This is a genomic window from Rossellomorea aquimaris, assembly GCF_020172085.1.
Taxonomy (GTDB): domain Bacteria; phylum Bacillota; class Bacilli; order Bacillales; family Bacillaceae_B; genus Rossellomorea; species Rossellomorea aquimaris_E.
On the sequence record NZ_JAIVAT010000007.1, the window covers coordinates 500,826 to 525,695 of the forward strand.

23 protein-coding genes are annotated in these 24,870 nt (G+C 44.9%); 19 read left to right on the plus strand and 4 right to left on the minus strand.

Going from position 1 to position 24,870, the window contains the following annotated elements:
- The first annotated feature begins 33 nt into the window (after nucleotides 1-33).
- From LCL96_RS15095 to LCL96_RS15105, 3 genes are all read left to right on the plus strand, one after another.
- Entirely contained in the window at nucleotides 34-1,371 is a 1,338-nt protein-coding gene (locus LCL96_RS15095) for a UDP-glucose dehydrogenase family protein (RefSeq protein ID WP_224942344.1), read from the plus strand.
- A gap of 205 nt (nucleotides 1,372-1,576) precedes the next feature.
- Nucleotides 1,577-2,467 (plus strand): collagen-like protein, encoded by an 891-nt coding sequence (locus LCL96_RS15100; protein WP_224942346.1) that lies wholly within the window; start codon nucleotides 1,577-1,579, stop codon nucleotides 2,465-2,467.
- Nucleotides 2,468-2,657: 190 nt separating this feature from the next.
- Entirely contained in the window at nucleotides 2,658-3,188 is a 531-nt protein-coding gene (locus tag LCL96_RS15105) for a DinB family protein (protein WP_224942348.1), read from the plus strand.
- Between the two features lie 71 nt (nucleotides 3,189-3,259).
- On the opposite strand, the gene LCL96_RS15110 is transcribed toward LCL96_RS15105, so the two are convergent.
- Nucleotides 3,260-3,673: a MerR family transcriptional regulator gene (locus LCL96_RS15110; protein WP_224942350.1), complete on the minus strand. Its 414-nt coding sequence runs from the start codon at nucleotides 3,671-3,673 to the stop codon at nucleotides 3,260-3,262.
- A 210-nt stretch (nucleotides 3,674-3,883) separates the two neighbouring features.
- Between LCL96_RS15110 and LCL96_RS15115 the strand changes: the two genes are divergently transcribed.
- The 6 genes from LCL96_RS15115 to LCL96_RS15140 all read left to right on the plus strand — a co-directional run bounded on the left by LCL96_RS15115 (nucleotide 3,884) and on the right by LCL96_RS15140 (nucleotide 11,036).
- Nucleotides 3,884-4,924, plus strand: a complete 1,041-nt coding sequence (locus LCL96_RS15115; RefSeq protein WP_224942352.1) for an NAD(P)-dependent alcohol dehydrogenase — start codon at nucleotides 3,884-3,886, stop codon at nucleotides 4,922-4,924.
- Between the two features lie 186 nt (nucleotides 4,925-5,110).
- Nucleotides 5,111-6,868 carry a dihydroxyacetone kinase subunit DhaK gene (dhaK, locus tag LCL96_RS15120; protein ID WP_224942353.1) on the plus strand — a complete coding sequence of 586 codons (1,758 nt, stop codon included), beginning with the start codon at nucleotides 5,111-5,113 and terminating at the stop codon, nucleotides 6,866-6,868.
- Nucleotides 6,869-7,410: 542 nt separating this feature from the next.
- Nucleotides 7,411-7,680, plus strand: coding sequence for a DUF3949 domain-containing protein (locus tag LCL96_RS15125; protein WP_224942354.1), 270 nt, complete (start codon nucleotides 7,411-7,413; stop codon nucleotides 7,678-7,680).
- Between the two features lie 135 nt (nucleotides 7,681-7,815).
- Complete coding sequence (locus LCL96_RS15130) at nucleotides 7,816-8,604, plus strand: nucleotidyltransferase domain-containing protein (protein WP_224942355.1); 789 nt, start codon at nucleotides 7,816-7,818, stop codon at nucleotides 8,602-8,604.
- Nucleotides 8,605-8,736: 132 nt separating this feature from the next.
- Nucleotides 8,737-10,422, plus strand: coding sequence for a hypothetical protein (locus LCL96_RS15135; protein ID WP_224942356.1), 1,686 nt, complete (start codon nucleotides 8,737-8,739; stop codon nucleotides 10,420-10,422).
- Nucleotides 10,423-10,544: 122 nt separating this feature from the next.
- A complete protein-coding gene (locus tag LCL96_RS15140; RefSeq protein WP_224942357.1) occupies nucleotides 10,545-11,036 on the plus strand; it encodes an LURP-one-related/scramblase family protein in 492 nt (163 codons plus the stop codon).
- A 176-nt stretch (nucleotides 11,037-11,212) separates the two neighbouring features.
- Here LCL96_RS15140 and LCL96_RS15145 read toward each other — a convergent pair whose 3' ends face one another.
- Nucleotides 11,213-11,374, minus strand: a complete 162-nt coding sequence (locus tag LCL96_RS15145) for a hypothetical protein (RefSeq protein WP_224943567.1) — start codon at nucleotides 11,372-11,374, stop codon at nucleotides 11,213-11,215.
- 401 nt (nucleotides 11,375-11,775) lie between these two features.
- On the opposite strand from LCL96_RS15145, the gene LCL96_RS15150 reads away from it, so the two are divergent.
- The 10 genes from LCL96_RS15150 to LCL96_RS15195 are packed head-to-tail and all read left to right on the plus strand — an operon-like array spanning nucleotide 11,776 to nucleotide 22,955.
- The gene (locus LCL96_RS15150) at nucleotides 11,776-12,795 is read left to right on the plus strand and encodes a LacI family DNA-binding transcriptional regulator (protein ID WP_224942358.1); all 1,020 of its coding nucleotides are present in this window, start codon (nucleotides 11,776-11,778) and stop codon (nucleotides 12,793-12,795) included.
- Nucleotides 12,795-13,973: a thiolase family protein gene (locus tag LCL96_RS15155; RefSeq protein WP_224943477.1), complete on the plus strand. Its 1,179-nt coding sequence runs from the start codon at nucleotides 12,795-12,797 to the stop codon at nucleotides 13,971-13,973. The genes LCL96_RS15150 and LCL96_RS15155 overlap by 1 nt, the downstream gene beginning before the upstream one ends.
- A 25-nt stretch (nucleotides 13,974-13,998) precedes the next feature.
- A complete protein-coding gene (fabG, locus tag LCL96_RS15160; RefSeq protein ID WP_224942359.1) occupies nucleotides 13,999-14,739 on the plus strand; it encodes a 3-oxoacyl-ACP reductase FabG in 741 nt (246 codons plus the stop codon).
- A 17-nt stretch (nucleotides 14,740-14,756) separates the two neighbouring features.
- A complete protein-coding gene (locus LCL96_RS15165) occupies nucleotides 14,757-15,650 on the plus strand; it encodes a 3-hydroxyacyl-CoA dehydrogenase family protein (protein WP_224942361.1) in 894 nt (297 codons plus the stop codon).
- Nucleotides 15,647-17,251: an acyl CoA:acetate/3-ketoacid CoA transferase gene (locus LCL96_RS15170; protein WP_224942363.1), complete on the plus strand. Its 1,605-nt coding sequence runs from the start codon at nucleotides 15,647-15,649 to the stop codon at nucleotides 17,249-17,251. Before LCL96_RS15165 ends, LCL96_RS15170 begins: the two co-directional genes overlap by 4 nt.
- Before the next feature lie 25 nt (nucleotides 17,252-17,276).
- Nucleotides 17,277-18,284, plus strand: coding sequence for a TRAP transporter substrate-binding protein (locus tag LCL96_RS15175; protein WP_224942365.1), 1,008 nt, complete (start codon nucleotides 17,277-17,279; stop codon nucleotides 18,282-18,284).
- Nucleotides 18,285-18,333: 49 nt separating this feature from the next.
- Nucleotides 18,334-18,831: a TRAP transporter small permease gene (locus tag LCL96_RS15180; RefSeq protein ID WP_224942367.1), complete on the plus strand. Its 498-nt coding sequence runs from the start codon at nucleotides 18,334-18,336 to the stop codon at nucleotides 18,829-18,831.
- Nucleotides 18,828-20,099: a TRAP transporter large permease gene (locus LCL96_RS15185; protein ID WP_224942369.1), complete on the plus strand. Its 1,272-nt coding sequence runs from the start codon at nucleotides 18,828-18,830 to the stop codon at nucleotides 20,097-20,099. The genes LCL96_RS15180 and LCL96_RS15185 overlap by 4 nt, the downstream gene beginning before the upstream one ends.
- A gap of 42 nt (nucleotides 20,100-20,141) precedes the next feature.
- Complete coding sequence (locus LCL96_RS15190; protein WP_224942371.1) at nucleotides 20,142-21,767, plus strand: acyl CoA:acetate/3-ketoacid CoA transferase; 1,626 nt, start codon at nucleotides 20,142-20,144, stop codon at nucleotides 21,765-21,767.
- Nucleotides 21,768-21,785: 18 nt separating this feature from the next.
- Entirely contained in the window at nucleotides 21,786-22,955 is a 1,170-nt protein-coding gene (locus LCL96_RS15195; protein ID WP_318246435.1) for a glycerate kinase, read from the plus strand.
- Nucleotides 22,956-23,122: 167 nt separating this feature from the next.
- On the opposite strand, the gene LCL96_RS15200 is transcribed toward LCL96_RS15195, so the two are convergent.
- A complete protein-coding gene (locus tag LCL96_RS15200; RefSeq protein ID WP_224942373.1) occupies nucleotides 23,123-23,947 on the minus strand; it encodes a nuclease-related domain-containing protein in 825 nt (274 codons plus the stop codon).
- A 196-nt stretch (nucleotides 23,948-24,143) separates the two neighbouring features.
- Complete coding sequence (locus tag LCL96_RS15205) at nucleotides 24,144-24,758, minus strand: hypothetical protein (protein ID WP_224942375.1); 615 nt, start codon at nucleotides 24,756-24,758, stop codon at nucleotides 24,144-24,146.
- Nucleotides 24,759-24,870: the final 112 nt, after the last annotated feature.

The following is a 24,870-nucleotide window of genomic DNA, read 5'->3' on the forward strand; positions in this document are numbered from 1 at the left end:
GAATGAACAATCTTTATTTGAGGAGGAATTACGATGAAAATTGCCATTATTGGAACGGGATATGTGGGACTTGTGACAGGTGTATGTCTATCCGAAATCGGTCACGAGGTCACATGTATCGATATCAATCCAGAAAAGGTCGATCAACTGAAAAAAGGGATTTCCCCTATCTATGAACCTGGATTGGAAGAATTGATGGAGAAGAATCGTGAAGCCGGTCGCCTAGACTTCACCACCAATTACATCATTGGTCTGAAAGACAAGGAAGCGGTCTATATTGCAGTCGGCACCCCTCAAAGCGAAGACGGTGCAGCCGATCTGACGTATGTGTTTAACGCTGCACGCAGCATCGGACAGAACATCACGAGAGATGTGGTCGTCGTGACGAAGAGTACGGTTCCAATCGGCACGAATGCGAAGGTACGTCAACTCGTCATGGCCAATCTACAAGACAACGTCTGTGCAGAAGTCGTATCGAACCCTGAATTCCTGCGTGAAGGATCTGCCATTGAAGATTCCTTTAACGGAGACCGCATCGTGATCGGATCAGACCACGAAGGAGCAGGTGATATCGTCGCGGAAATCAACGAGCCATTCGGCATCCCGATTCTACGGACGAGCCTGCACAGTGCCGAAATGATCAAGTACGCAGCCAATGCGTTCCTGGCTACCAAGATTTCATTCATCAACGAAATTGCCAATCTATCAGAACGGACGAACGCCAACATCGAAGAAGTGGCCAGGGGAATCGGAATGGACACACGAATCGGGAACAAATTCCTGAACGCCGGTATCGGATACGGAGGCTCCTGCTTCCCGAAAGATACCCAAGCCCTTGTGAAAATCTCCGAAGAACGTGACTATGATTTCCACCTATTAAAGTCGGTCATCAATGTCAATGAAAAGCAGAAGACCTCTCTTGTCAGAAAAGCAAAAGAGCGCTTCGGCACCCTGCACGGAAAGAAAATCGCGTTATTAGGACTTGCCTTCAAGCCTGAAACCGACGACATGCGCGAAGCTGCCAGTATCTCAGTAGCCCGCGAACTCATCGAAGAAGGAGCAGAAGTCATCGGATACGATCCAATCGCAACCGAAAATGCGAAAAAAGTACTTCCAGAAGAAGTACAGTACGTCGACCAAATCGAAGAAGCCATCAAACAGGCAGAAGTGGTATTTATCCTGACAGAGTGGAAAGAGATTGTGGAGAAAACACTTATCTTCTCTAACCTGTTCATGGAAACACCGATCGTATTTGACGGGCGTAATTGTTACTCCAACGAAGACCTTGCGAACCTTGAGATCGAATACATCTCAATGGGAAGAGACCAAGTCACAAACGTTCAAGAACGAAGAGTGGCAGCAGCTATATAATAGAAGTAAGAGAGAGCCGGGGGGACAGGTCCCTTGGCTCTTTTTTTGTGGGAATCTATAGGATGCATTAAAGCCGGTTCCGCCTCCCCTGGGTTGTTGTCCTCACCTATACCCACTTTTCTCATATAATGTTATGAATCATTTTGATGTCGAGATCATTTGTAGAATGACTCTTAAAATCCAAACGAGAAAGTGGGTGAGGCTCATGGCTGACAAAGAAATAGGAAAGTCGAATTGTAAGAAACATAAAAAGAAACATCGAGACGAAGAAGATTGTTCCGAAATGTCGAAATGCTGTAAGCGTGGACCTAGAGGAAGATCAGGGCCGCCTGGTCCAAAGGGTTCGAAGGGTCCACAAGGGCCAGAAGGTCCTCAAGGAGAGCAAGGTCCACAAGGTGAACAAGGTCCCCAAGGAGAGCAAGGTCCTCAAGGTGAACAAGGTCCTCAAGGGGAGCAAGGTCCCCAAGGAGAGCAAGGTCCTCAAGGAGAGCAAGGTCCACAAGGTGAACAAGGTTCTCAAGGTGAACAAGGTCCTCAAGGAGAGCAAGGCCCTCAAGGTGAACAAGGTCCTCAAGGGGAGCAAGGTCCTCAGGGTGAACAAGGTCCTCAAGGTCCTACGGCAGACTCAGACTGTGATTGTTGTACCGAGACCATGAAAGACTTAATCAGTTTACTCATCATGGATGAAGAGAATGCAGTGGACATACTGACGCAAAATGACAATATTTCTAACGTGAATTTGGATATGATCGTAAAGGATTACATTGTAAGGTATGACGAAACGAAATTTGTGCCAATCTGCCAAATTGTGGCCATTCAAGTCAGATCCACTTTACCGAATTTGGATAGTCTGCCAGAGCCAGAAGATAGTACTGGCAGCTGTGCATGTTGTGAAGATCCTGTAACGTCCTTCTTTGTAGATTTCGAGGGTAGCACTACTCGATTTACCGTCAGTACAGTATCTAGTCAATTGCAAAATGTAACAAATGCTACTGTAGAGGATGTATTTGAAGGATTAATCTTGTTTGAGCGGCCTGGGGTAGGCACACCACCAACATTTATTTCTTCTTGTTTCATTGACGGGTTTTCTATGTAAGAAAATCGGGGTCATACATGCATGGAACCACGGGAACTAGGTACCGTGGTTCTTTTTTCTGAGGGCAGACCTTTCGTTTATGATGACCTCTTTATTATTGCACCTGATTTGAAAAATCCTATTAACCCGGACAATGATTGAAGTATGATGGACTGTAAGAGAAGAATTCAGATTACGAGGGGGAAAGAGGATGAACTTTACACTACATGAAGCAATCGAAATATTGGAAAGAACCCCGGTCACCTTGGAAACATTCTTGAGTGGTCTATCGAAAGAATGGCTTGATTGCCATGAAGGAGACGGAACCTGGAATGCGGTCCAAGTAGTGGATCATCTCATAGAAGGGGAAAAACAGAATTGGATCCCGAGATTAAAGATGATTCTTCAAGAGGGGGAAAGTATGGTGTTTCCTGTATTTGATCGTCATTCGCACTTAAAAGGTAGAGATGTAGAAAATCTGGAAGAAAAATTCAAGGAATTTGCTGCCCTTCGCTTTGAAAATATCAAAGAATTAAAAGAGTTGTTGGCTCACTACGAAAATGCCTTTGATCGAACAGGCTTGCATCCTGCTTTCGGAAAAGTCACGGCCCGGCAACTCATCTCGACTTGGGTGGTTCATGATTTGACGCATCTTTCACAAGTAGTGAGGGTGTTTTCGAAACGATATGGGGAAGATGTAGGGCCTTGGAAGGAGTATTTAGGGGTATTGAATCAGCGGTAGTGAAGCAAGGGGACGGTTCCCTTGCTTCTTTTTAAATGAAATGGAAGCAGAAGAACCGTCCCTGTGCACCCTTACGGATGAATAATCTCTATCTTTTTATCCTTATGAACATCTTCTGTACCAGCTTCCACTGCGGTTTTATAATAGCTGCACTTATGATTAATGACTTCCATGGTTTGCTGTAGCTCCTTGATTTTGGCTTCCACAGTTGCTTTTCTTTCCAGGAACATATTGTATCGATTCTCAAGGGTGGCATCGCCTTCTGAGCACCAATCGATGAAGTGCTTGATCTCCTTGATCGGCATTCCGGTGGATTTCAGGCACTCGATGATGTGTAGTGCGGAGATATCCGATTCTTTAAATCGTCTGGTGCCACTTTCAGTCCGTTCGACAAAAGGCATGAGGCCTTCCTTGTCGTAGTATCTCAGGGTGTAGATTGATAGGTCCAACTGCTTTGCCACTTCTCCAATGGAATAGGTCTTCATATTCGCGCTCCCTTTCTAGTCATCTAGACGTCGAGTTAACTCTATATTTGTGGAGAATCGTAGCATGGTCAACACCTGCTGTCAAAGCAAAACGACTCAGCAGATTGAGTAAGGGTTATCTCTTGACCTAGAGTTCACTATAGGGTTTAACATGGATGTAACAAGAGTTCATTTTCTCTTGAAAGCTACTATTACAGGAGGTTTTTATACATGGTAATTGCTAAAGCACGAGCTGTTGACGGTCCTGACAAATCTTTCAGAGAGGCTGAAATCGAGAGGCGCGATCTTGATCTGCATGATGTTCTGATTGAGATCAAGTATGCAGGGATCTGCCATTCTGATATCCATACGGCACACGGTGAGTGGGGAGAAGTGAAGTATCCACTCGTACCCGGACACGAGATTGCGGGTATCGTCACAGAAGTTGGTTCTGAGGTTACGAAATACAAAGCTGGAGACAGGGTAGGAGTCGGATGTATGGTTGGTTCCTGCGGCGAATGTAAGAATTGCCGTGAAGGGGAAGAGCAGTACTGCCTGGAAGGAAACATTCCTACCTACGCAGGCGTGGACAAATATGGTGAGCTTACTCAAGGCGGCTACTCAACCCATATCGTCGTAGAGGAAGATTTCGTCCTTCGCATCCCTGACAACATCGAACTGGATGCTGCGGCACCTCTTCTATGTGCAGGGATTACGACGTATTCTCCATTGAATCATTGGAATGCGGGTCCAGGGAAGAAAGTAGCCGTTGTCGGCATGGGTGGACTTGGTCATATGGCAGTCAAGATTGCACATGCCATGGGTGCCGAAGTATCCGTTCTTTCCCGTACATTAAATAAGAAGGAAGACGGACTGGAATTCGGGGCAGAAGCTTATTATGCTACCACTGAGCCGGAGACGTTCGAGAAACTGGCAGGTACATTTGATCTGATCATTAACACGGTAAGTGCGAAAATTGACATCAATGCGTACCTCTCCCTGCTGACGCTGGATGGAGCGATGGTCAATGTAGGAGCACCTGCTGAGCCACTGGAAGTCAATGTATTCTCATTGATCGGCCATCGTCGTTCATTTGCAGGATCCCTGATCGGAGGCATCCGTGAGACTCAGGAAATGCTCGATTTCTGTGGGGAACATGGAATCGTGCCTTCAATCGAAGTGATTTCCGCTGATTACATTGATGAAGCGTACGAACGGGTATTGGGTTCTGATGTGAAGTATCGATTTGTGATTGATACGAGTACGATTTAATAGAAAAGAAGCAGGGGGTTCCCTTGCTTCTTTTTTTATTGGTTGGAAGCAGGAGAACCGTCCCTTTGCTTCCAGGTTTTCAACCACCCCCTAAACGGATATATAAAATAGAGAAAGCAATCGTGAACAAGGTGAGGTGCTTTCGTTATGAAGAAGTCGGTGAATAAACTGGAGGAGGAAATCGTAATGAAGAAAGTCATGAACAAACCTGAAGATCTGATCGTGGAAATGTGTAATGGGATGGCCATGGCTCATCCGGAGCTCGAATTTATGAAAAAGTATAAGGTTATGAAGAAGAAGGACCTCGATGAAAACAAGGTCACGTTGATCAGCGGCGGGGGAAGCGGACATGAACCTGCCCATGCCGGACTGGTGGGAAAAGGGATGCTCGATGCTGCGGTGTGTGGGGATGTGTTTGCCTCGCCTTCGCAGATCCAGGTTTATCAGGCGATCAAAGCGACGGCCGGTAAAAAGGGTGCTCTGCTCGTCATTAAGAATTACAGCGGGGATATCATGAATTTTAAAAATGCGGCTCACATGGCTTCAGAGGATGGAATCCCTGTGGAATATGTCAAAGTGGATGACGATATTGCCGTGGAAGATAGCCTTTATACCGTGGGACGACGAGGTGTCGCGGGGACCGTGTTGGTACATAAAATAGCCGGTGCGGCGGCTGAGGAAGGCAGAAGCTTGAAGGAAGTCAAAGCCGTGGCGGAAAAGGCCGCTGAAAATGTCCGCAGCATCGGCTTCGCGCTCACATCCTGTACGGTACCGGCAAGCGGATCTCCGACGTTCGAATTGGGTGACGATGAAATCGAATATGGTGTCGGCATTCACGGAGAGCCGGGGACAAGACGGGAAAAAATGGCGTCAGCTGATGAATTGGCAGATCGTATGGTCAACGATCTTCTTAAGGATCTCAAAATGGAAGATGATGATTCTTCTGAGATTGCTATTTTGGTAAATGGGTTTGGCGGCACGCCACTGCAAGAGCTCTACCTTTTCAACCATGCCGTTACCAGAATTTTAGCAGAAAAAAAGATTTCCATTAACCGTGCCTTTGTCGGCAATTATATGACCAGCATCGATATGGCAGGCGCATCCTTGACCGTGATGAAGCTGGACGAAGAGTTGAAAACCTTGCTGTCAAGGGAGAGTACTGCGCCAGCGTTAAGAGTAGACGGACCAGTGCCGGGTGTGGAGTACATCGACCTTGAGGAGGAAGATGACACGAAACCAGTATCCTTCGAGGTGGAAACACCGGAAGAACATGCTGAGATTAAACATAATAGAGCGACACTCGAAAACATCATCTACCTAGTGGATAAAATGAGTGATGTCATCATCCAAAACGAAGTACCTTTCTGTGAATTGGATTCCCATGCCGGGGACGGGGATTTCGGAATGAGCGTCTCGAAAGGATTCAAGCAATTGAAGCGGGAGTGGAAAGACATCCTGAGTCAAGAGAACCTCACCATCGGCAGCTTCTTAGATGCAAGTTCCATGGTCATTATGGAATACTGCGGCGGTGCTTCCGGTCCAATTTGGGGTTCCGCGTTCCGTGCGGCAGGAAAATCAGCGCAGGATCGAAAGGAATTGACCGTGGAAGAATTTGCAGACATGCTGCAGGCAGCCGTGAAGGAAATCCAGGATACAGGTGAACGATCCTTCGGCAGAGGAGCAGAGGTCGGCGACAAGACCCTCGTCGATGCACTCGTTCCATGTGCGGACTCCTGGTCACAAAGTGCCGCAGACGGAGATGACTTCAAGACCGCTTTTGAAAAAGGTGCTGCGGCTGCTGTAGAAGGAGCCGAGAAAACGAAGGAGATTGTTGCCCGGATGGGACGTGCCGGTACCGTAGGGGAAAGAAGCCTCGGACATCCGGATGCCGGTGCTTATGCGTTGGGGGTTATTTTTACGGAGCTTTCGAAGAGTTTAAAATAATGATAGGGGAAGGAAGGGGACCGTCCCCTTCCTTCCCTAAAAAAATAAATCTACGAGAGAGGATATAATCTCAACAAGTACGAATGTCAGGATCCCTTGAACACAAAAGAAAACGAGGAAGAGCGCCTTTCCTGTGAGCCAATTGAACCTTTTTAGCTTTTTATATACACGGGGTCCGATGCCGAACATTCCCTTTTGCATGGCGTTAAACACTCTATCCAATACAGTAACGGGTGGGTCTGAAATACCATTCTCGTAGCGCTCCAGCAAAATTGTACCTATGATGAAAAAACCAAAGGAGTGGGCGAGGTGGCTACCAAGGATGCCATAAATGATTATAGAAAATATATATACAGCCATTTCAATATCTAACGTGAAGTACATATGTATTCCTTTCTTTACCAAGCGTTGAATTCTCTTTTTCTATCATACTAAATGAATCCAACTGACAAAAGATTTCCATTAACGAAACTTTGCAATTCAGTTAGTCGTATACATATATAAGGAATGAACGTAGCGTTGGATTTGAGGAGGCATACGAGATGGAATTGTATATATTTCTAGCTGTTTTTGGTTTATACGTTCTGGTGTCACTATTGATTTTACCGATTCAATATCGTTTTTTAATCGCTTTAAAAGCTGAAGAACAAAAGAATCGATTAAAAGGAAAGAAGCAGGGGGAAATGTATGACGCCATGAATGCGGGAGAACTGAGTCTTCATGGGAATATGCAGGGAAATCCGTTGTTCTTCTTGGCCAATTTCTTTGCTTCCATCCTTTATAGAGTGAAGCATCGTGGGAAACGAAAGTAGATCCACAAAAAACAGTTATCCTTTTACCGGATGACTGTTTTTTTATGACTTGCTCTAAAGAATTGACCCTATAATCAATATGAAAAAATTGGTATAATGGCGTAATATCCATTTTTAACATAGGGGGATGTATACATGCGTCAAGAAACGGCTGTAGAGAAAGTGTTGGAGAGTTTAAAACAAGATCCAAGCGTCCGGAGTGTATTCCTAAAAGGATCCATGGGACGGAATGAACACGATGAACATTCAGATATCGACCTGTACTGTTTAGTAAAGGAAGGGGAGGAGAAGGAATTTCTGACACGACGCCTCGATCATTTGAAGGCGTACAAAGACCTTATCTTTCACGATGATATCTTCATCATCGCACCGCAGATCATCGCCATCTATGAAGATTGGCTGCACATCGATCTGTTCACGGTAACGGAGAAGACGTTTCAGGAGAAGGATTTCTTTACGGTGTTATATGATCCTGAGCATCTTATGGAAAAATACGAATCTAGCCAAAACCTAACGATTTCAAAAGAAGAGTTCACGGGTAATGTCCTAGACGCAGCCTGGTTTCTATTTCAACATGGGAAAGCAGCGGCGAGAGGGAATCATACATGGGCTGTGGAAATGCTGCGGCATTCTATGAGGAACGTGACGACCATTCTGCTGGCGAGATATGTAAAGGAGCGGGCGGTTCTTGGATTGAAGACCATTCACAGAGATCTGCCGCAAGAGGTGCAGGATCGAGTGGTGGAGATTTATGAGGAGATGACCCCGTCCCGACATGGGGAGGCTGCGAAGAAGATTGCGAGTCTGTTAGAGAGTGAGTTTGAATGGATTCGGGAAGAGCTCGGAGATCAGGACCCTGAGGTGAATTCATTTGTACAAATCATGATTGACAAGGTACTACTGAGGGTAGAGGAACATAAATGACCCTAGTCCATCACGCCTAGAATAAACTGTCAAAATTTTTTATTCTCATAGGTACAATGACACGCGTATTCTCTGTTTTCTCACATTAAAATAACAAAGAAATGGTGAATTTCTTTTGAAGAAGGGGAAAATATGAACGAGATTAAATTGAGAAGTAAGTTGAAGCAGCTACATAGTTCCGATTCCGCGAAGCGGTTTGAGGCGCTCGGGATGTTGTATGAGTTGAAGCAGGAGAATGATCTGAAGATCCGGGTGGAAGTGTTGAAGGATATGGTGAAGGACGCGGCCACTTCTTTTCCTGAGCGTGTGGACACCTGGGATAATCCTTCCTATGGATTGATGGATTTTGTTTGTGATTATCCGATGCCTGAAATCATCGATGAGATCATCAAGCGCTTTGATGGACTGGATCCAGATGCGAAGGTCCGTGCCCTGGAGTGTCTGTTGCTCACGAAGGATGAGGGGATTTTTCAGGAAGTTCAGGATAAAACGGTGCAGTTGATTTCAGAAGAGGACGTGAATCTGCCGGTCGAGGAACTGTGCAGGTTTCCGATGCTCGTAAATGGGATTGTCGATCAGACGTTTGAGAAACTGGAATCCTCTCATTATAAATTTGTGTATTATGAATTTATTACCGCGATCAATGAGTCGGGTGTGGATCCTGGCTATAAAAGGACGAGAATCCTGCCGGTGCTCCTTGCTGATTATAAAAAGCTGAGGGAAGAGTACCGTGTATACGACGGTGAATACAAACCGTCATTTGTGTATCAATCGTGGAAGGAATCTTATTTCCTGTTGAGATATCGACTCAACGTGCTGATCGGGTTAATGAACTATTATTTTACCGATGAGACGGTTGATCTTCTGAAAGAGGCTGTGAAGTTCAAGGATCCAAGGATCAGTACCAATGCCTCTATCGTCTGTTTGAACAAAAATATCGATGTCCCAACCCATATCCTTGAATCGCTTTCTACGAATCTTGAAAGCGCGGAAATGTTGTACTGGGGGCTCTCGGAACACAATAAAGAACATGTTTTCCCGGTCAGTCCGAAGCAGCCAGTGCTGGCCAAGTCGCATCTTTTCGACCATCTCGTCTACATGCGTGACGAAGAAGGAGAGCTTCTGAATATCTATCCTGAGAATATCCAAGTGGTGGATACAGTGGACACCGCCAACTCATACGGTCAGCCTCTGCGTTATTATCTGATGAGCTTCTCCCATGGGGACGACGTGCTCGCTGCCTGGGTGGGAGGCTACAACCTGGAGGATGAGGACGACAGCGCGGAAATGTGGGAAGGAACACACACCGACCTCGAACCTTTACAGGACAGAACCGTCGAGGAGCATAAACAGCTTTTCTTGAACATGCGAGAAGAGACCGCTCGTGAAAATGAGCACACCGTGTATTATGAAAGTTCACCGAAACTATCCAAGGGCTTATGGTTCTTCTATGCCATACTGATTTCACACTGGATCAGGATTTTCATTAACGGCGTAACGGAAGAAGAGATTTACGTATCCCTCGCCTTCACGTTCCTTGGAGCAATCCTCTCCATCTATGAAATGTGGAAAAATAAGCGGAGTGCCGTCGTCATTTTGGGTAAAGAATTGATCAAGGCAAAAGGGGAGAAGAAGGAAAGCATTCCTCTGCAGGAGATTAAGAAAGTGACGTATGATAAGAAGCAGATCAGTGTATACAACAAAGAAAATGTTCTCACCATGAAGGTTCCATTGCGCTGGGTGGAGTATCACCAGTTTTATTATGCGATGGTGGAGCAGACAAGTCATTTGAGGGAGCAGCCGTATATAGAGGAGTAGGGGACAAGGGGGCTTGTCCCTTTTGTTTTGTTCCAGTTATAAAAATGGGCATGATGGTGGAACTAAATCCCATCTCAAACGTAGATAATGGTAAGACTTAAAAAGGGATGGGAGGCAACAGTATGAAACAGCTATATATCAAGCAAAAAGTATTCAGTCTCAACGAGAAATTTACCGTAAAGAACCAAGACGAGAAGGACGTTTATTATGTAGAGGGAAGCTTTATGAAGGTCCCGAAAACGTTCTCCATCATGAATCAAGATCGAAATGAAGTCGCGCTAATTACGAAAAAGGTATTAAGCTTTTTGCCCAAGTTTTTCGTTGAGGTAAACGGTCGAGAGGTCTTGACGATCAAGAAGGAACTATCCTTTTTAAAAGCACGCTATTCGATTGATGCGGCAGACATAGACGTGCAGGGAAACTGGTTGGATATGGACTTTCAAGTATTACAGAATGGCAGAGTCGTAGGGAGTGTAGGTAAAGAGTGGTTCAGTTGGGGTGACAGCTACAGGGTGGAAATTTTAGATGAAGAGATGGAAACGATTATTCTTGCCCTTGTGATTGCGATTGATTGTGTGAAGGCGGATGAATCGGCAGCTACGGCGTCGTTTTAAGAAGCATAGGGACGGTTCTTGTGCTTCTTTTAGATGGTCTTTGTTAAACTTTACATTTTGTTAAAAAGGTTTCGAATGTGCTGGTGTGTGGGAACAACTTTATATTAAGGAGCGAGCCAAGGAGATATCCTTGGCTTTTTTGATGTGACTGGCCAAGATACCTGTTCCCCCTGATATCAATCTTCATCCCCTTCTATTTCTTTCATCCCATGCTTCTCCTCAAGATACTTACCAATCAAAGACTGATTAATGCCATGTCGAACGGCTCTCCAAATAATAGAATATAAGACTGCTCCGAAAACAATAAACCGCAGAAAAGCTAGAAAGATCACTTCCAACGTATTCACCTCCATAATTGCTGACTCTATCTATTCCCTCGAATATTGATCTTTCTCCAAGGCGGGTTACTTCCAAATGAATGTCTATCTTATCACAATACAGATGGTAGTTTTTTCAGTGTTTGTCTTTTAGCTCCTAAAGGGGTGAAATGAATATCCAAACTGAAAAAAATTTAAATTATTTCTATATACTTTAATCGTCCATGGATTTGAACGGATACACCATAATAAGAGAAAGTTAGTTTCATTAAATTATATTCAAAAAATAATTAAGGAAATGAACTGGAATTTATTATGTAAATATTCAAAAAACTAAGAAAATTACTCTTGACGCCTATTTTGAAATCCCTTACCATTCTAGTTAGCGAAACGTTTAGCTAAACGTTTTTTTGGAGGATGAAATGATGGTTACAATCAAAGAAGTTGCTAAGAAAGCGAATGTTTCTATTGCTACTGTCTCAGCGGTCATTAACAAAAATAAGTTTGTTAGTGATGATTTAATCACGAGAGTGGAAGTGGCGATCAACGAGTTAGGATATCGCCCCAACAAAGTAGCAAGAAGTTTAAAGAAAAAGGAGACCAATCTCATCGGGGTGGTGGTCACAGAGATAACGAATCCCTTTTATCCGTTAATGTTTAAAGGAGTTGAAGATGTTGCAATTGACAGCGGTTACAGTGTGATGCTGTGTACGACAGGAGATGACCCGAAGAAGGAACATTTCCTGCTGCAATCCATGATCGATCAAGGTGTGGATGGGGTCATTCTCGCAACAGTCGATGATGAAAAGTCTGAATCAATTACCTTACTGAATTCATTGAATATCCCGTACGTCCTGATCAACCGGTCACCGAGGAACTATGAGGGTACGATGGTAAGAATCAATAGTTGCAAGGTAGGGGAGATGGCTGCAGAGTACCTGTTGGAATCGGGTCATCAGGATATATGTTTTATCGGCGGTGATCGATTGAACAGTTGGGAAAGGGAGAAAGGCTTTACCAATGTGCTGAGCGCCAACGGGATTCAGGTGGATGAGAGTCGCCTGATACGAAGCGGATACAGCATTGAGGAAGCATACAAGGATGTTCGGTCATTCATTCAAAAGGGAAATCTCCCAACCGCGATGTTTGCGGCTAGCGATGTGATGGCATTTGGTGCGATTAAAGCCATTTTGGATTCGGGATTGAACGTGCCGGAAGATATTTCAGTCATCGGATCAGATAATATTTCGTTTTCAGAGGACTTTCTAATCCCGCTAACGACGATCGATGCGCAAACCTATGATGTTGGAAAATTGGGAAGCGAAATGATGGTAGAGAAGTTAAAGAATAAAGACAAGGCAAGCAACAATCGATTGCTTCTGGAACCTAAAATGGTGGAACGTAAAAGTTGTAGAAAAATAGAAAGGAAGAGTGATCAATGATGAAGGAAGTTGTAATCGTAAGTTATGCAAGAACGGCTGTTGGAACGATGGGAGGAGCCATAAAGGATATCCATGCGGCAGATTTAGGGGCGACGGCGATTAAAGAAGCAGTCAAGCGTTCTGGTATTAGCAAGGATAGCGTTGATGAGGTCATCATGGGCTGTGTTGGGCAGGTTGCTGAAAGCGCCTTCATTGCAAGGATGTGTGCCATCCGTGCAGGACTACCGGTAACGAGTAACGCCTTAACCGTCAATCGACTATGCGGATCCGGTCTTCAGGCAATAAACAATGCCGTTCAACAACTCCAGACGGGGAATTCGGACGTAATCGTTGCAGGCGGTACGGAGAATATGGATCAACTTCCTTACTACGTTCGCAAAGGGCGATACGGAAACCGTTTCGGTCACACTCAGTTAGAGGATGGATTGGCAACGGCGCTGACAGATCCATTCGGAAATTATCCGATGGGAGTGACGGCAGAGAAAGTTGCGGAGAAATTTAATGTCTCTCGGGAAGAGCAAGATCAATTTGCGTATGAAAGCCAATTGAAAGCGATAGAAGCAATCGAGAAAGGATACTTCAAAGATCAAATAGTCCCGATTGAGCTGAAAGGTAGAAAGGGAGACGTCACGATCTTTGATACGGACGAACATCCGAGAAAAGGCACCACGGTCGAGAAACTTTCCAAACTGAAACCAGCATTTAAAGAGAACGGTACTGTCACACCAGGGAATTCTTCAGGAATCAATAATGGGGCTGCTGCACTCGTCCTGATGACATTGGATAAGGCAAATGAGCTCGGTCTTGAGCCAATTGCATTTGTGAGGGAACAGGCTCTGGCAGGAGTGGATCCTGAAATCATGGGATATGCACCAGCACCAGCCGTTGAGAAATTATTGAAAAAATCAGGTCTGTCACTGGATGATATTGATTTGATGGAATTGAATGAAGCATTCGCTGCTCAAGCGATAGCGGTTATTAACGAGTTAGGGATTGAGAAGGAGAAAGTGAATGTGAATGGTGGGGCGATTGCACTCGGACATCCAATCGGTGCTTCTGGAAGCATCATCACGGTGAAATTATTAGAAGAGTTAAAGAGAAGGAAGGCAAAGCGAGGGATCTCGACGATGTGTATCGGTGGAGGCCAGGGAATTGCCACGTTATTCGAGTTAGTTTAATACATGACGATGGGAGGATCATAGAATGATTGATTTGACGGGAAAGGTATCGATTGTGACGGGTAGTGCAAGAGGATTAGGTCGAGGGATTGCGATGAAGTTAGCTTCACTTGGAGCATTGGTGATCGTAAGTGATCTGAATAAAGAAGGAACGGAAAGTACGGTCAATGAAATCATCGAGCTTGGTGGAAAAGCAGAGAGCTTCCTCTGCAACGTGGCCGATAAGGAACAAGCCAGGAAATTAGTTGAGGAAACCGTCGAGAAGCACGGGAAGCTGGATATTTTGGTGAACAATGCCGGTATTAATCGGGACGGGATGCTACACAAAATGGATCATGAGCAATGGGATGCGGTCCTTAACGTGAATCTTACCGGCGTGTTTAATACGATGCAGCCTGCGAGTGCGATCATGCGCGAACAGCAAAATGGACGCATCATCAATATCTCTTCTGCCAGCTGGCTAGGTAATGTTGGGCAGGCGAACTATGCAGCGGCCAAAGCAGGAGTTGTCGGTTTGACGAAGACAGCTGCCAGGGAGCTTGCGAAAAAAGGGATCACGGCGAATGCGATCTGCCCAGGATTCATTGACACCGACATGACGAGAGGGGTGCCTGAGAAAGTATGGGATCTGATGGTGTCGAAAATCCCGGCCGGAAGAGCAGGGACTCCTGAAGATGTAGCGAACTGCATTGCCTTCTTAGCATCTGAACAAGCTTCCTATATTAATGGGGAAGTCATCAATGTTGGAGGCGGAATGGTTTTATAAAAAGAGGAGGGAGCATATTGAAGAGTCTCGAAAACGTATCGGTGATCGGAGGAGGATTGATGGGTTCCGGAATCGCACAAGTGCTGGCGGAATCGGGAAAAGAAGTAACCCTTGTCGATCTCAGCAAAGAAGTACTTGATCAAGGGATGGAACGCATTCAATCAAGTTTAGAGAGAAAAGCGGTAAAAGGGATTATCCCCCTTGAAGAGCTTCCCTCTATCATGAATAGAATCACGACATCGGATAATGTGGATGACATCAAGAATTCTCACCTTGTCATTGAAGCCGTTCCGGAGGACATCGAACTCAAGAAAAAGGTGTTCAAGCAGCTGGATCACATCGTGAATGAAGAAGCGATCCTTGCTTCCAATACGTCTGGCCTATCCATCGCAGCCATTGGAGCATCTACTTCAAGACCTGAGAAAGTCATAGGCATGCACTTCTTCTATCCTGCACCGTTAATGAATCTGGTTGAAGTGATCCCTTCGATTGTGACCTCCGACGAAACATATGAAACAGCTAAACGACTAGTTTCTGAATTAAACAAGAATGCAGTGACTTGTAAGGACTATCCTGGATTCCTGGTGAATCGAATGCTGGTCCCTATGATCAATGAAGCCATCTTCTGCGTGATGGAAGGAGCCACTCCAGAGGATGTGGATGCTTCCATGAAATATGGAGCGAATCACCGGATGGGACCGATTACGCTGGCAGATTATGTCGGGTTGGATGTCTTGCTTGCCACGATGGAAGGTTTATATGAAGGATTCGGAGACTCTAAATATCGCCCGGCACCATTATTAAAAAAATTAGTTGAATCAGGGAACCTGGGACGAAAGACAGGGAAGGGTTTTTATGATTACAACGAAGACCATCAATCTGTTCGAAAAAAGGGGGCAAGTGTATCATGACAAAAAAATCCGAGCTACATAACCTGGTTTCTTCTATTAATAATGGAAGCACTCTTGCCCTATGCGGGTTCACACTAAAAGGAGCCTGCGAATCGGTTTTGAAGGAGATCGAAAATCGATTCCTGAGTGAAGGAGTGCCGAATAACCTAACACTTCTGCATGCTGCAGGACATAGTGATCGGGTGAATGGGCTGGAGCATTTAGCTCATAAAGGGCTTGTTACGAGAATCATAGGATCCCATTGGGGGCTTGCACCTAAATGGGGAGAGTTGATTCAAACAAATCAAGTTGAAGCCCATTGTCTCCCCCAGGGGCAGCTGACCCATCTCTTTCGGGCAATGGCAGGTGGGAAGCCCGGAAATTTCTCCAAAGTTGGAATGGGGACTTTTGTTGATCCGAGGGTTGAAGGCGGCAAGATGAATGACAAAGCCAAGGCAAATGAAGGCATTGTGGAAGTAGTGAACATTCTTGGAGAAGAGTACCTCTTCTATAAAGAGGTTCCGATCGATGTCTGTATCATTCGTGGAACGACAGCGGATGAGGCCGGGAACATCACAATGGAAGAGGAAGCGCTGAAATTGGAAGCGATTTCTGTCGCCCAGGCGACAAAGAGATTCGGCGGGAAAGTGATCGTTCAAGTAAAGAATTATGTTGAAAAAGGAACGCTCCCTCCAAAAGACGTGGTGATTCCCGGCATTTATGTCGACCACATCATCCAATCAGGAGATCCATTAAGGGAGCATCGTCAAACGGCTTCCGCTTACTATAATCCTGTTTATTGCGGCAGGTTGAGAGAACCCCTTCAGGACGCTCCGCCACTGCCGCTGGATGTCAGAAAGGTTATCGGGAGACGTGCCGTGAAAGAGCTTTATCCGGATGCCATCGTCAATCTGGGTACCGGCATCCCTGGTGATACGATCGGACCGGTGTCTTCGGAGGAAGGGATCCTCGGTCAATTGAATTTGACAATTGAATCAGGCGTGATCGGTGGTCAGCCGTTAGGGGGCACCGACTTCGGAATTGCCCGAAACGCAGAAGCCATCATCGAGCACCCTTATCAGTTTGATTATTATACGGGCAGAGGCGTGGATATCACCTTCATGGGCATAGCAGAAGCGGACAGCTCAGGGAATGTGAATGTCAGTAAGTTTGGTTCGAAGACCGTTGGCTGCGGAGGCTTCATTGATATCACGCAGAATGCTAAGAAAGTGGTCTTCTGTTCAACCTTCACTGCCGGCGGCTTTGACATCAAGGTGGAAGAAGGAAAACTTTTCATCTCAAAAGACGGAAAATTCAAAAAGTTTAAAGAAAATATCAATCAAATTACGTTTAGTGGAGACTTTTCGAAAGGCAACAACCAGGAAGCATTGTTCGTCACAGAGAGAGCGGTATTTCAATTAACGGAGCAGGGTCTGATGCTGACAGAAATCGCACCAGGCATTGATTTGGAAAGAGATATCCTATCTCAAATGGAATTCGAACCGATACTTTCACCGGATTTAAAGGAGATGGATAGAGACATCTTTCTGAATGACAGAATGGGATTTGAGAAAGAGTTCTTCGACACAGGCTATAACTCAGGGTTACTGATTCATGCGTAAATTAAAAAACGGGGAGGATTCATTCATGAAAAATTGGAAAATGATTTCTTTGCTGATGGTTCTTGTCTTATCGTTGATTTTATCGGGATGCAGCGGCACGAAAACAGGCAGTGCAAGCGGGGAAAAACATGTCTTTGATGTCAGCCTGCCGCTAGGTGAGGGATCTCATCACGATATCGGGCTGAAAAAGTTTAAAGAAGAACTGGAAAAATCAACAGATGGCCGCTTATCCGTCAAACTTCACTACAACAATGAATTAGGCGGAGAGAGAGAAGTCGTAGAAGGAATGGGAATCAATACGATTGACATGGGCGTCTCTTCTACCGGTCCCCTTGGAAGCTTTGTGAATGATATTTATATGTTTGATCTTCCTTACCTCTTTAAAGATACGAAACATGCGTATGCCGTTCTTGATAGCGAGATTGGAGATGAACTGGCATCAAAGATCGAAGAAAAAGCGAATGTAAAAGTATTAGCATGGTGGGAAAATGGGATCCGTCATGAAACCAATGACGTACGTCCGATCAATAAGCCTGAAGACCTGAAGGGCATCAAGCACAGAACACAGGAAAGTGAAGTACAAGTGGATACGTGGAGAACGATGGGTGCAGATGCGACACCGATGGCATGGCCGGAAGTGTATACCGCATTGCAGCAAGGCGTCATGGATAGTCAGGAAAACCCGTTAGCTACCATCTTGGATGTGCGTTTTTATGAAGTTCAGAAGTACTTGAATCTGACGGGGCATGTGTATTCTCCACTACCGTTCATGATGAGTAAGCAATTATTCGATTCTCTTCCTAAGGAAGATCAAGAAGCGATCATGAAAGCGGCAGAACTTGCGACACCTGTTCAGCGTGATGCGAGTAAGACCTTAGAAGAAGAATCTTTGAAGAAGCTTGAAGAAGAAGGAATGACGGTGACAAAACCTGATCTGGAGCCGTTTAGAGAAGCAGTCAAGCCTGTGTATGAAAAATGGGCACCAAAGATCAATAAAGAGCTGATCGATAAAGTCCGCAATTTTGATTACTAAGAATGAGAGGGGGGATGATTTCCCCCTCTTTTACTAAAGGAGGGTTACGATGGGCAGTGTGACCAAGGGGTTTATGCAACTCACACATTATATCAATAAAGTGGTAGGCTGGTTGTTGTTTATCATGCTTGCCGTCATGAGCATACTGATTTTCTGGCAAGTGTTTGCACGGTTTGTGGTCGGGAATTCACTGACGTTTTCAGAAGAAGCTTCCCGATTTCTGATGATCTGGCTCACGTTATTGGGAGCCGGGTACGCGATTAAAGAAGGAGCCCTTATTTCGATTGATTTATTACAGAGTAAACTATCAGGAATCCCGGGTAAGATTCTACAAACAGTGATGTCAGTCATTGCGTGTTCCTTTTATATCATCCTGATCGTATACGGATTTTCGATGGCTCAGGCGATTTCCTTTCAAGTGGCACCCACAACGGGAATCTCGATGTTTTGGCCGATGCTCGCGTTACCGGCCGGAGGAGCTTTGATGTTACTAAATACGATTGCTGCACTGATTGAAAATGTAGGGAAGGGGGAAGAACCAGCATGATCGCATTACTCTTTATCTCACTTGCTATTCTCTTTGCCATTGGAGTTCCGATAGCCATCGCATTAGGGTTGTCTTCCGCACTTGTAGCGGTCTTTGGAGGGCTTGCACCACTTCAGCTTGTGCCACAGCAAATGTTCAATGCCATCAATTCCTTTCCGTTAATGGCGATTCCATTCTTTATCCTGGCGGGATATCTCATGCAAACGGGTGGTATTTCACACAGGCTCGTGAACTTTGCAAGCAGTCTGGTCGGACATATCACAGGTGGTCTTGCCATGGTCGTCATTATCACGTCGATGTTCTTTGCTGCCATATCCGGATCCGGCGCAGCGACTACAGCGGCCATCGGTTCGATCTTAATCCCGGCGATGATCGCCAAAGGCTATCACGTCAATTTCGCCAGCGCCAATCAGGCCGTCTCAGGGGCACTGGGAGTCGTCATTCCTCCAAGTATTCCATTAATCCTCTATGGAATTTCAGCTAAACAATCGGTGGGGGATATGTTTATGGCCGGCGTCATTCCAGGTGTAATCATCACAGCGTCCCTTCTGATTTCTGCGTATTTTGTTTCGAAGCGAAAAGGATACATCGGTGTGGAAAAGTCGAGTGTGAAGGATACGGCTAAAGCATTCTATCAGGCGATCCTCTCGTTATTAATGCCCATCATTGTCCTTGGTGGGATTTATGGCGGGATTTTCACACCAACTGAAGCAGCGGTTATCGCGGTTGCGTATTCCTTTATCATTGGTGTCTTTGTCTATAGAGAAATTAAGCTCAAGGATTTACCACAAATCTTTAAAGAATCATCCGTTACGACTGCTATTGTTATGATTATTATTTCTTCTGCAGGGTTGTTCAGTTTTGTCCTAAACGGATTAAAAATCCCAGACCTCGTGTCTCAAACCTTCTTGGGAATGACGACGAACATTTATGTGTTTATCATCCTCGTCAATGTCTTCCTGTTAATTGTGGGAATGTTCATGGAGGCAGCGGCGGCCATCTTGATTTTCGTTCCGATTCTGCTTCCGATTGCCACGGCATTAGGAATGGATCCCATCCATTTCGGTATCATTGTCGTCGTGAATCTGGCCATCGGATTGATTACTCCTCCAGTGGGAATCAACCTGTTTGTGGCAACACAGATTTCTAAGATCCGGATCGAGCAAATTTCGAAGGCCATCATCCCATTCGTAATCATCTTGTTCGTGGATGTATTGATTATAAGCCTAATCCCATTCTTCTCAACCTGGCTTCCATCGATTATATAAAGTCCGGTAAATAGCAGGAATTGATTAAAGGAGTGATCACTCATGAGTCTTATGATGAAAGCAGAGGAGCTTGCAGCAAGCATCCCTAACGGAAGTACCATTGCTCTCGTGGGATTTGGCGGAATGGGGCAATGCGACAAGATCCTGAAAGCAATCGGCAGACGGTTTAAAGAAACCGGCACCCCGAATAACCTGACCGTGTTCCATACAGCCGGCCAGTCAGACCGACAGAATGGAATCGAATATATCGCGGAAGAAGGACTGGTCTCCCGTGTCATCGGAGGTCACTGGGGGCTCGCGCCTAAATTAAGAAGATTAATAGAAGAGAACAAGGTGGAATGCTATTGCTGGCCACAAGGACAACTGACCCATTTATTGAGAGCGATGGCGAATAAACTGCCTGGACAGATTTCCCCTGTCGGAATCGGTACGTTCGTCGATCCGAGAATCGATGGCGGGAAGTTTAATGAAAGAACACAATCCCAGAAAGACTTGGTGACTCTTCTGGAGATTGAGGGTCAGGAATTACTCCTGTATGCTTCCATCCCGTTCGACTATGTCTTTATCAGAGGAACGAGTATTGATGAAGATGGAAATATCACGACGGAAGAGGAACCGTTGAAACTGGAGATTCTGTCTGCTGCCCAGGCGGCTAAAGCGTACGGTGGAAAAGTCATCAGCCAGGTGAAATATGTAGCGAAAAAGGATTCCATGCATCCAAAAGATGTCGTGGTTCCGGGTTATCTGGTAGACGGGTTTGTGGTAGCAGATCATCCGGAAACGGAGCATCGCCAAGTTCCAAGCACGGTGTTTTCTCCCGTGTTCTCTGGTGACTTGAAGACACCAACAGGAAGTCTTCCTCCTATCCCACTTGATGCCCGAAAGGTGATAGGCAGAAGGGCGACATTGGAATTAGGAAAGAAATCCGTGGTGAACTTAGGGATAGGGATCCCCGGTGATGTGATTGGACCGATTACGAATGAAGAAGGAATCGGACAGGACCTGATCCTAACACTCGAATCAGGAATCATTGGGGGAGTCCCGATCGGAGCGAACGAATTCGGAGTGGCGCGAAATGCATCGGCTATTTTGGATCACGAATATCTATTTGACTATTACCATGGAGCGGGCGTAGATGTTACCTTCATGGGTGCAGCCGAAGTCGATGAACGCGGGAATGTGAATGTTTCGAAATTCGGAAATCGTGCAGTTGGCTGCGGAGGATTCATTGATATTACCCAATCCGCCAAGAAAGTGGTCTTCTGCACAACCTTTACAGGAGGAGCCAAATCATTCATCCAGCATGGGGAAGTGAAAATCCTTCAACAAGGCACGATCAAAAAATTCACCAAACGGGTGAACCAAATCACATTCAGCGGGGAATACGCAGCGAAACACAATCAAGAAGTGATGTATGTGACAGAGCGTGCAGTGTTTGTTCTAACGAAAGAAGGATTACTGCTTACCGAGATTGCCCCGGGATTCGACCTGCAAAAGGATGTCCTTGATCTAATGGAATTCAAACCGATCATCGCCGACACGTTAAAAGAAATGGACAACAGAATCTTTAAAGAAGGAATCATGAACATCAACCATTCACGATTCATACGGGAAGAAGAAAAGAATGTACACCCTGATACCAGAACACTCGTATCAGGGCTTGATTAAAGAAGGAGGTGGAACGGAATGGAGATGAAAGTCGTCATTGCCCCAGATTCCTTTAAAGGGAGTATGACCGCAATAGAAGCCGCCTCGGCCATAGAGGAGGGAGTGAAAAGAGCCCATCCGGGAATCAAGACGGTATCGATGCCAATGGCCGACGGCGGAGAAGGCACCATGACATGCCTCGTGCAAACAACCGGTGGACATTATGAAGAGGTGAGTGTAAATGGACCATTGGGTAACACAGTGAACGCAACCTTTGGCTGTCTCGGGCATTCCAGCACATGCGTCATCGAAATGGCGGAAGCATCCGGCATAGCCCTGGTGGATAAGAGCAATCTGAATCCTATGGAAGCTTCCACATACGGAACCGGTCAGTTGATTAAAGAAGCTTTAGATCAGGGATACAGACACTTCATTCTCGCCATTGGAGGAAGTGCTACAAACGATGGCGGTACCGGCATGCTCCATGCATTAGGGATGACATTCTATGATTCTACTGGAAGTGAAATTACTCCAGCCGGAAAAAAGCTGATTGATATCAAAGAGATTGATGTTTCTGATTTCGATCCTAGAATACAAGAATCGACCTTCCTGATTGCGTCAGATGTTCAAAATCCATTACTGGGACCAACCGGGGCAACACATGTATTCGGCCCACAAAAAGGAGCCACTCCGGTTATGGTGAAAGAATTGGAAAAGGGAATGGAAAACTGGGCTGACCGGGTTTATGAACAGACCGGAATTCACCTTCATGATCACCCAGGAGCAGGAGCAGGAGCAGCTGGTGGCATTGGTGGAGCATTCCTCGCCTTCTTCCCGGCAAAAATGGAAAGAGGGATCGATGTCGTCATTGAAGCAACTCAATTCAAGGCTTCCCTCGAATCTGCCATTCTCGTCCTAACAGGAGAAGGGCAAGTTGATTATCAAACGGCTTCAGGGAAAACGCCTATGGGTGTTGCGCAGGCAGCGAAGGAAAAAAGAGTTCCAACGATTGTTTTTGCTGGTAGTGTGGGAGAAGGAATTGAGTCTTTATACGAGTTTGGGGTTAAGAGTGTCCATAGTATTGTAGATGGACCTATGACTTTGGATGAGGCGATTGGAAGGGCTTCGGAGTTGTTGACTAAGAGGGCTGAGCAGGTGATGAGGACTTTTTTGGTTTCTGTGGTGGATGGGATTGAGAAGGTGTATTAAGAGTGGGAAGAAATTCTTTGTGGGAATGTTTGTGTTGGTACCTGCCTACGATGCGTAAAGATATCGCATTGTAGGCAGCTATTTTTTTATACCATCATTGTTGTTTACTAATTATTAGGCGAACTAACTTTCTAAATGAGGGTTTTAGATTTAATTAATGAGCTGAACTATTTATTGATAGTTTTCTGATGCTCATAACAATAAATTTCCCCCTTAAAAGTATGTTTCGCTAAACAATACGCCCTAACCTTATCAGAAACAGGCTTATTGCAAACTGCACAAGTAGAACGTGAACTGGTCTTCTGTTCAGTTTCATTCAATACTCGCTTATGTTCTTCTCTAACTTTTAGGTCATTAATATTTGCATTTAAGAAATCTTGATAAATAGACGACATATCACTCTCATTTAAATAAGGTTCTGTATGCTGGATTTTCAAGACTGATTCCTTCCGATGGATAAACTCCGACAACTCTATGTCATACACAATCAATTCGTTAGAAGCGATTTTACGGTAATCCAAATCCACTTTAAATGTAGAGCGCTTTGTAAAAGAAACTATGGAAATAAATAAATCATGGTACCTCTCATCAATAAATGAAGAGAGTGCTTTAATGTGTCCATAGTTCTGTATAAAAGGATTCATCATTTTGAATTTACCATTGACCAGCCATGTACTTCGATCTTTCCCGCCATAAATGGTACCCTGATAGTTTTTCGTTTCAATAGTAAAGATCGCGTATGGAGTGATCACCACATGGTCAATTTGTGAATAGCCGGACTTCGCTTTTGGATTGGGTATAAGGAGATCGCTTAGGTGGCGGTAAGACTTGGGCAGTTGATCTAGTTGGATATCAATTTTGTATTCTCCTAGTTCTCCTTTTCTTGTGGCGATTTGTTCATTCGTTCTTTTAAGTTTTGGTGGTGAAATACTAGTAGCTTGTTTTGGTTTTGGCTCACTCTTCTTCTTTAAAAAATTTAGGAACAATAGCATGAATTTCTCCTTGGTGGTTTGATATTGTTATTATCGTATTTATTTGTGAAAACTTGAGCCGTGTCAGGTAGGATAAAGCAGACCATTAACTTCACAAAAGCTATGATCTTCGCAAATAACATTCTAATTTGAAAAACAAAGGTCCGTCCCTAAACCTATTCAAAGGTTCTCAGGGACGGACCTTTTCTTATTAAGCCTACTCCAAACTCCTCGAATAATGATCCTTTACCCAATAAGTCAACGTCCCATCCTGCTCAATACGATAACGCAGATCAGCTTTCTGCAATCCTTCAATCATCAATGGACGTAAATCACTCATTTTTCGATTACTTTCTTCTATATAAGTAGAGATTATTTCAGAATGATAGGTTTTGGCATTTGCCGATGACAGCAAATAGTCGACGGCCGCCTGTTTGATGACGTACAGTTCGATGGTTTTGTCGTGCAGTTCCTGGAATTCCCCAGGAGGATTGAGATCAATGAGCTTCTGATAATTTTGAGTGAGCATCATGTCGGTCTCATTGATGTCGAGAGTCAGGGATGAAAGATTTCCGTTGGAAGCATTGATCTTTGTCATCAGCTGTTTGAAGCTTTGATCGCTGGAGCTGAAATATTGCTCTCTCTCCTGTAGATAGTTTCGTATTTTTTGTTCCTGCTGTACCGTGATTTCGTTGTAAATCTTCATTGGTAAGCCGCTGGCGAACAACGCAAGGAGGATAAATCCGATTACTCCCCATGACCATTTGGGAGCTTTCTTGTTTTTGGGTCTATACCGATCGTCATTCCAGTAGTCTCTTTCTGCTATGGGCATTAATGGTTCCTCGTTTCGTTCAATACTAGTAAAATACTCCTTTTATGTTACCATAATATTACACATGAAAATGGTTTATAGATATTTTTTTACCTAAAAGGAGGAGGTAATC

Excerpts from the sequence above, each read along its gene's own strand:
- LCL96_RS15195 (WP_318246435.1), top strand. The coding sequence starts at position 21,786 with ATGGAGATGAAAGTCGTCATTGCCCCAGATTCCTTTAAAGGGAGTATG.
- dhaK (WP_224942353.1), top strand. The coding sequence starts at position 5,111 with ATGAAGAAAGTCATGAACAAACCTGAAGATCTGATCGTGGAAATGTGT.
- LCL96_RS15205 (WP_224942375.1), bottom strand. The coding sequence starts at position 24,758 with ATGCCCATAGCAGAAAGAGACTACTGGAATGACGATCGGTATAGACCC.
- LCL96_RS15135 (WP_224942356.1), top strand. The coding sequence starts at position 8,737 with ATGAACGAGATTAAATTGAGAAGTAAGTTGAAGCAGCTACATAGTTCC.
- LCL96_RS15105 (WP_224942348.1), top strand. The coding sequence starts at position 2,658 with ATGAACTTTACACTACATGAAGCAATCGAAATATTGGAAAGAACCCCG.
- LCL96_RS15115 (WP_224942352.1), top strand. The coding sequence starts at position 3,884 with ATGGTAATTGCTAAAGCACGAGCTGTTGACGGTCCTGACAAATCTTTC.
- LCL96_RS15110 (WP_224942350.1), bottom strand. The coding sequence starts at position 3,673 with ATGAAGACCTATTCCATTGGAGAAGTGGCAAAGCAGTTGGACCTATCA.
- LCL96_RS15140 (WP_224942357.1), top strand. The coding sequence starts at position 10,545 with ATGAAACAGCTATATATCAAGCAAAAAGTATTCAGTCTCAACGAGAAA.
- LCL96_RS15100 (WP_224942346.1), top strand. The coding sequence starts at position 1,577 with ATGGCTGACAAAGAAATAGGAAAGTCGAATTGTAAGAAACATAAAAAG.
- LCL96_RS15150 (WP_224942358.1), top strand. The coding sequence starts at position 11,776 with ATGATGGTTACAATCAAAGAAGTTGCTAAGAAAGCGAATGTTTCTATT.
- LCL96_RS15190 (WP_224942371.1), top strand. The coding sequence starts at position 20,142 with ATGAGTCTTATGATGAAAGCAGAGGAGCTTGCAGCAAGCATCCCTAAC.
- LCL96_RS15170 (WP_224942363.1), top strand. The coding sequence starts at position 15,647 with ATGACAAAAAAATCCGAGCTACATAACCTGGTTTCTTCTATTAATAAT.
- LCL96_RS15155 (WP_224943477.1), top strand. The coding sequence starts at position 12,795 with ATGAAGGAAGTTGTAATCGTAAGTTATGCAAGAACGGCTGTTGGAACG.
- LCL96_RS15180 (WP_224942367.1), top strand. The coding sequence starts at position 18,334 with ATGGGCAGTGTGACCAAGGGGTTTATGCAACTCACACATTATATCAAT.
- LCL96_RS15185 (WP_224942369.1), top strand. The coding sequence starts at position 18,828 with ATGATCGCATTACTCTTTATCTCACTTGCTATTCTCTTTGCCATTGGA.
- LCL96_RS15095 (WP_224942344.1), top strand. The coding sequence starts at position 34 with ATGAAAATTGCCATTATTGGAACGGGATATGTGGGACTTGTGACAGGT.
- fabG (WP_224942359.1), top strand. The coding sequence starts at position 13,999 with ATGATTGATTTGACGGGAAAGGTATCGATTGTGACGGGTAGTGCAAGA.
- LCL96_RS15130 (WP_224942355.1), top strand. The coding sequence starts at position 7,816 with ATGCGTCAAGAAACGGCTGTAGAGAAAGTGTTGGAGAGTTTAAAACAA.
- LCL96_RS15125 (WP_224942354.1), top strand. The coding sequence starts at position 7,411 with ATGGAATTGTATATATTTCTAGCTGTTTTTGGTTTATACGTTCTGGTG.
- LCL96_RS15200 (WP_224942373.1), bottom strand. The coding sequence starts at position 23,947 with ATGCTATTGTTCCTAAATTTTTTAAAGAAGAAGAGTGAGCCAAAACCA.
- LCL96_RS15175 (WP_224942365.1), top strand. The coding sequence starts at position 17,277 with ATGAAAAATTGGAAAATGATTTCTTTGCTGATGGTTCTTGTCTTATCG.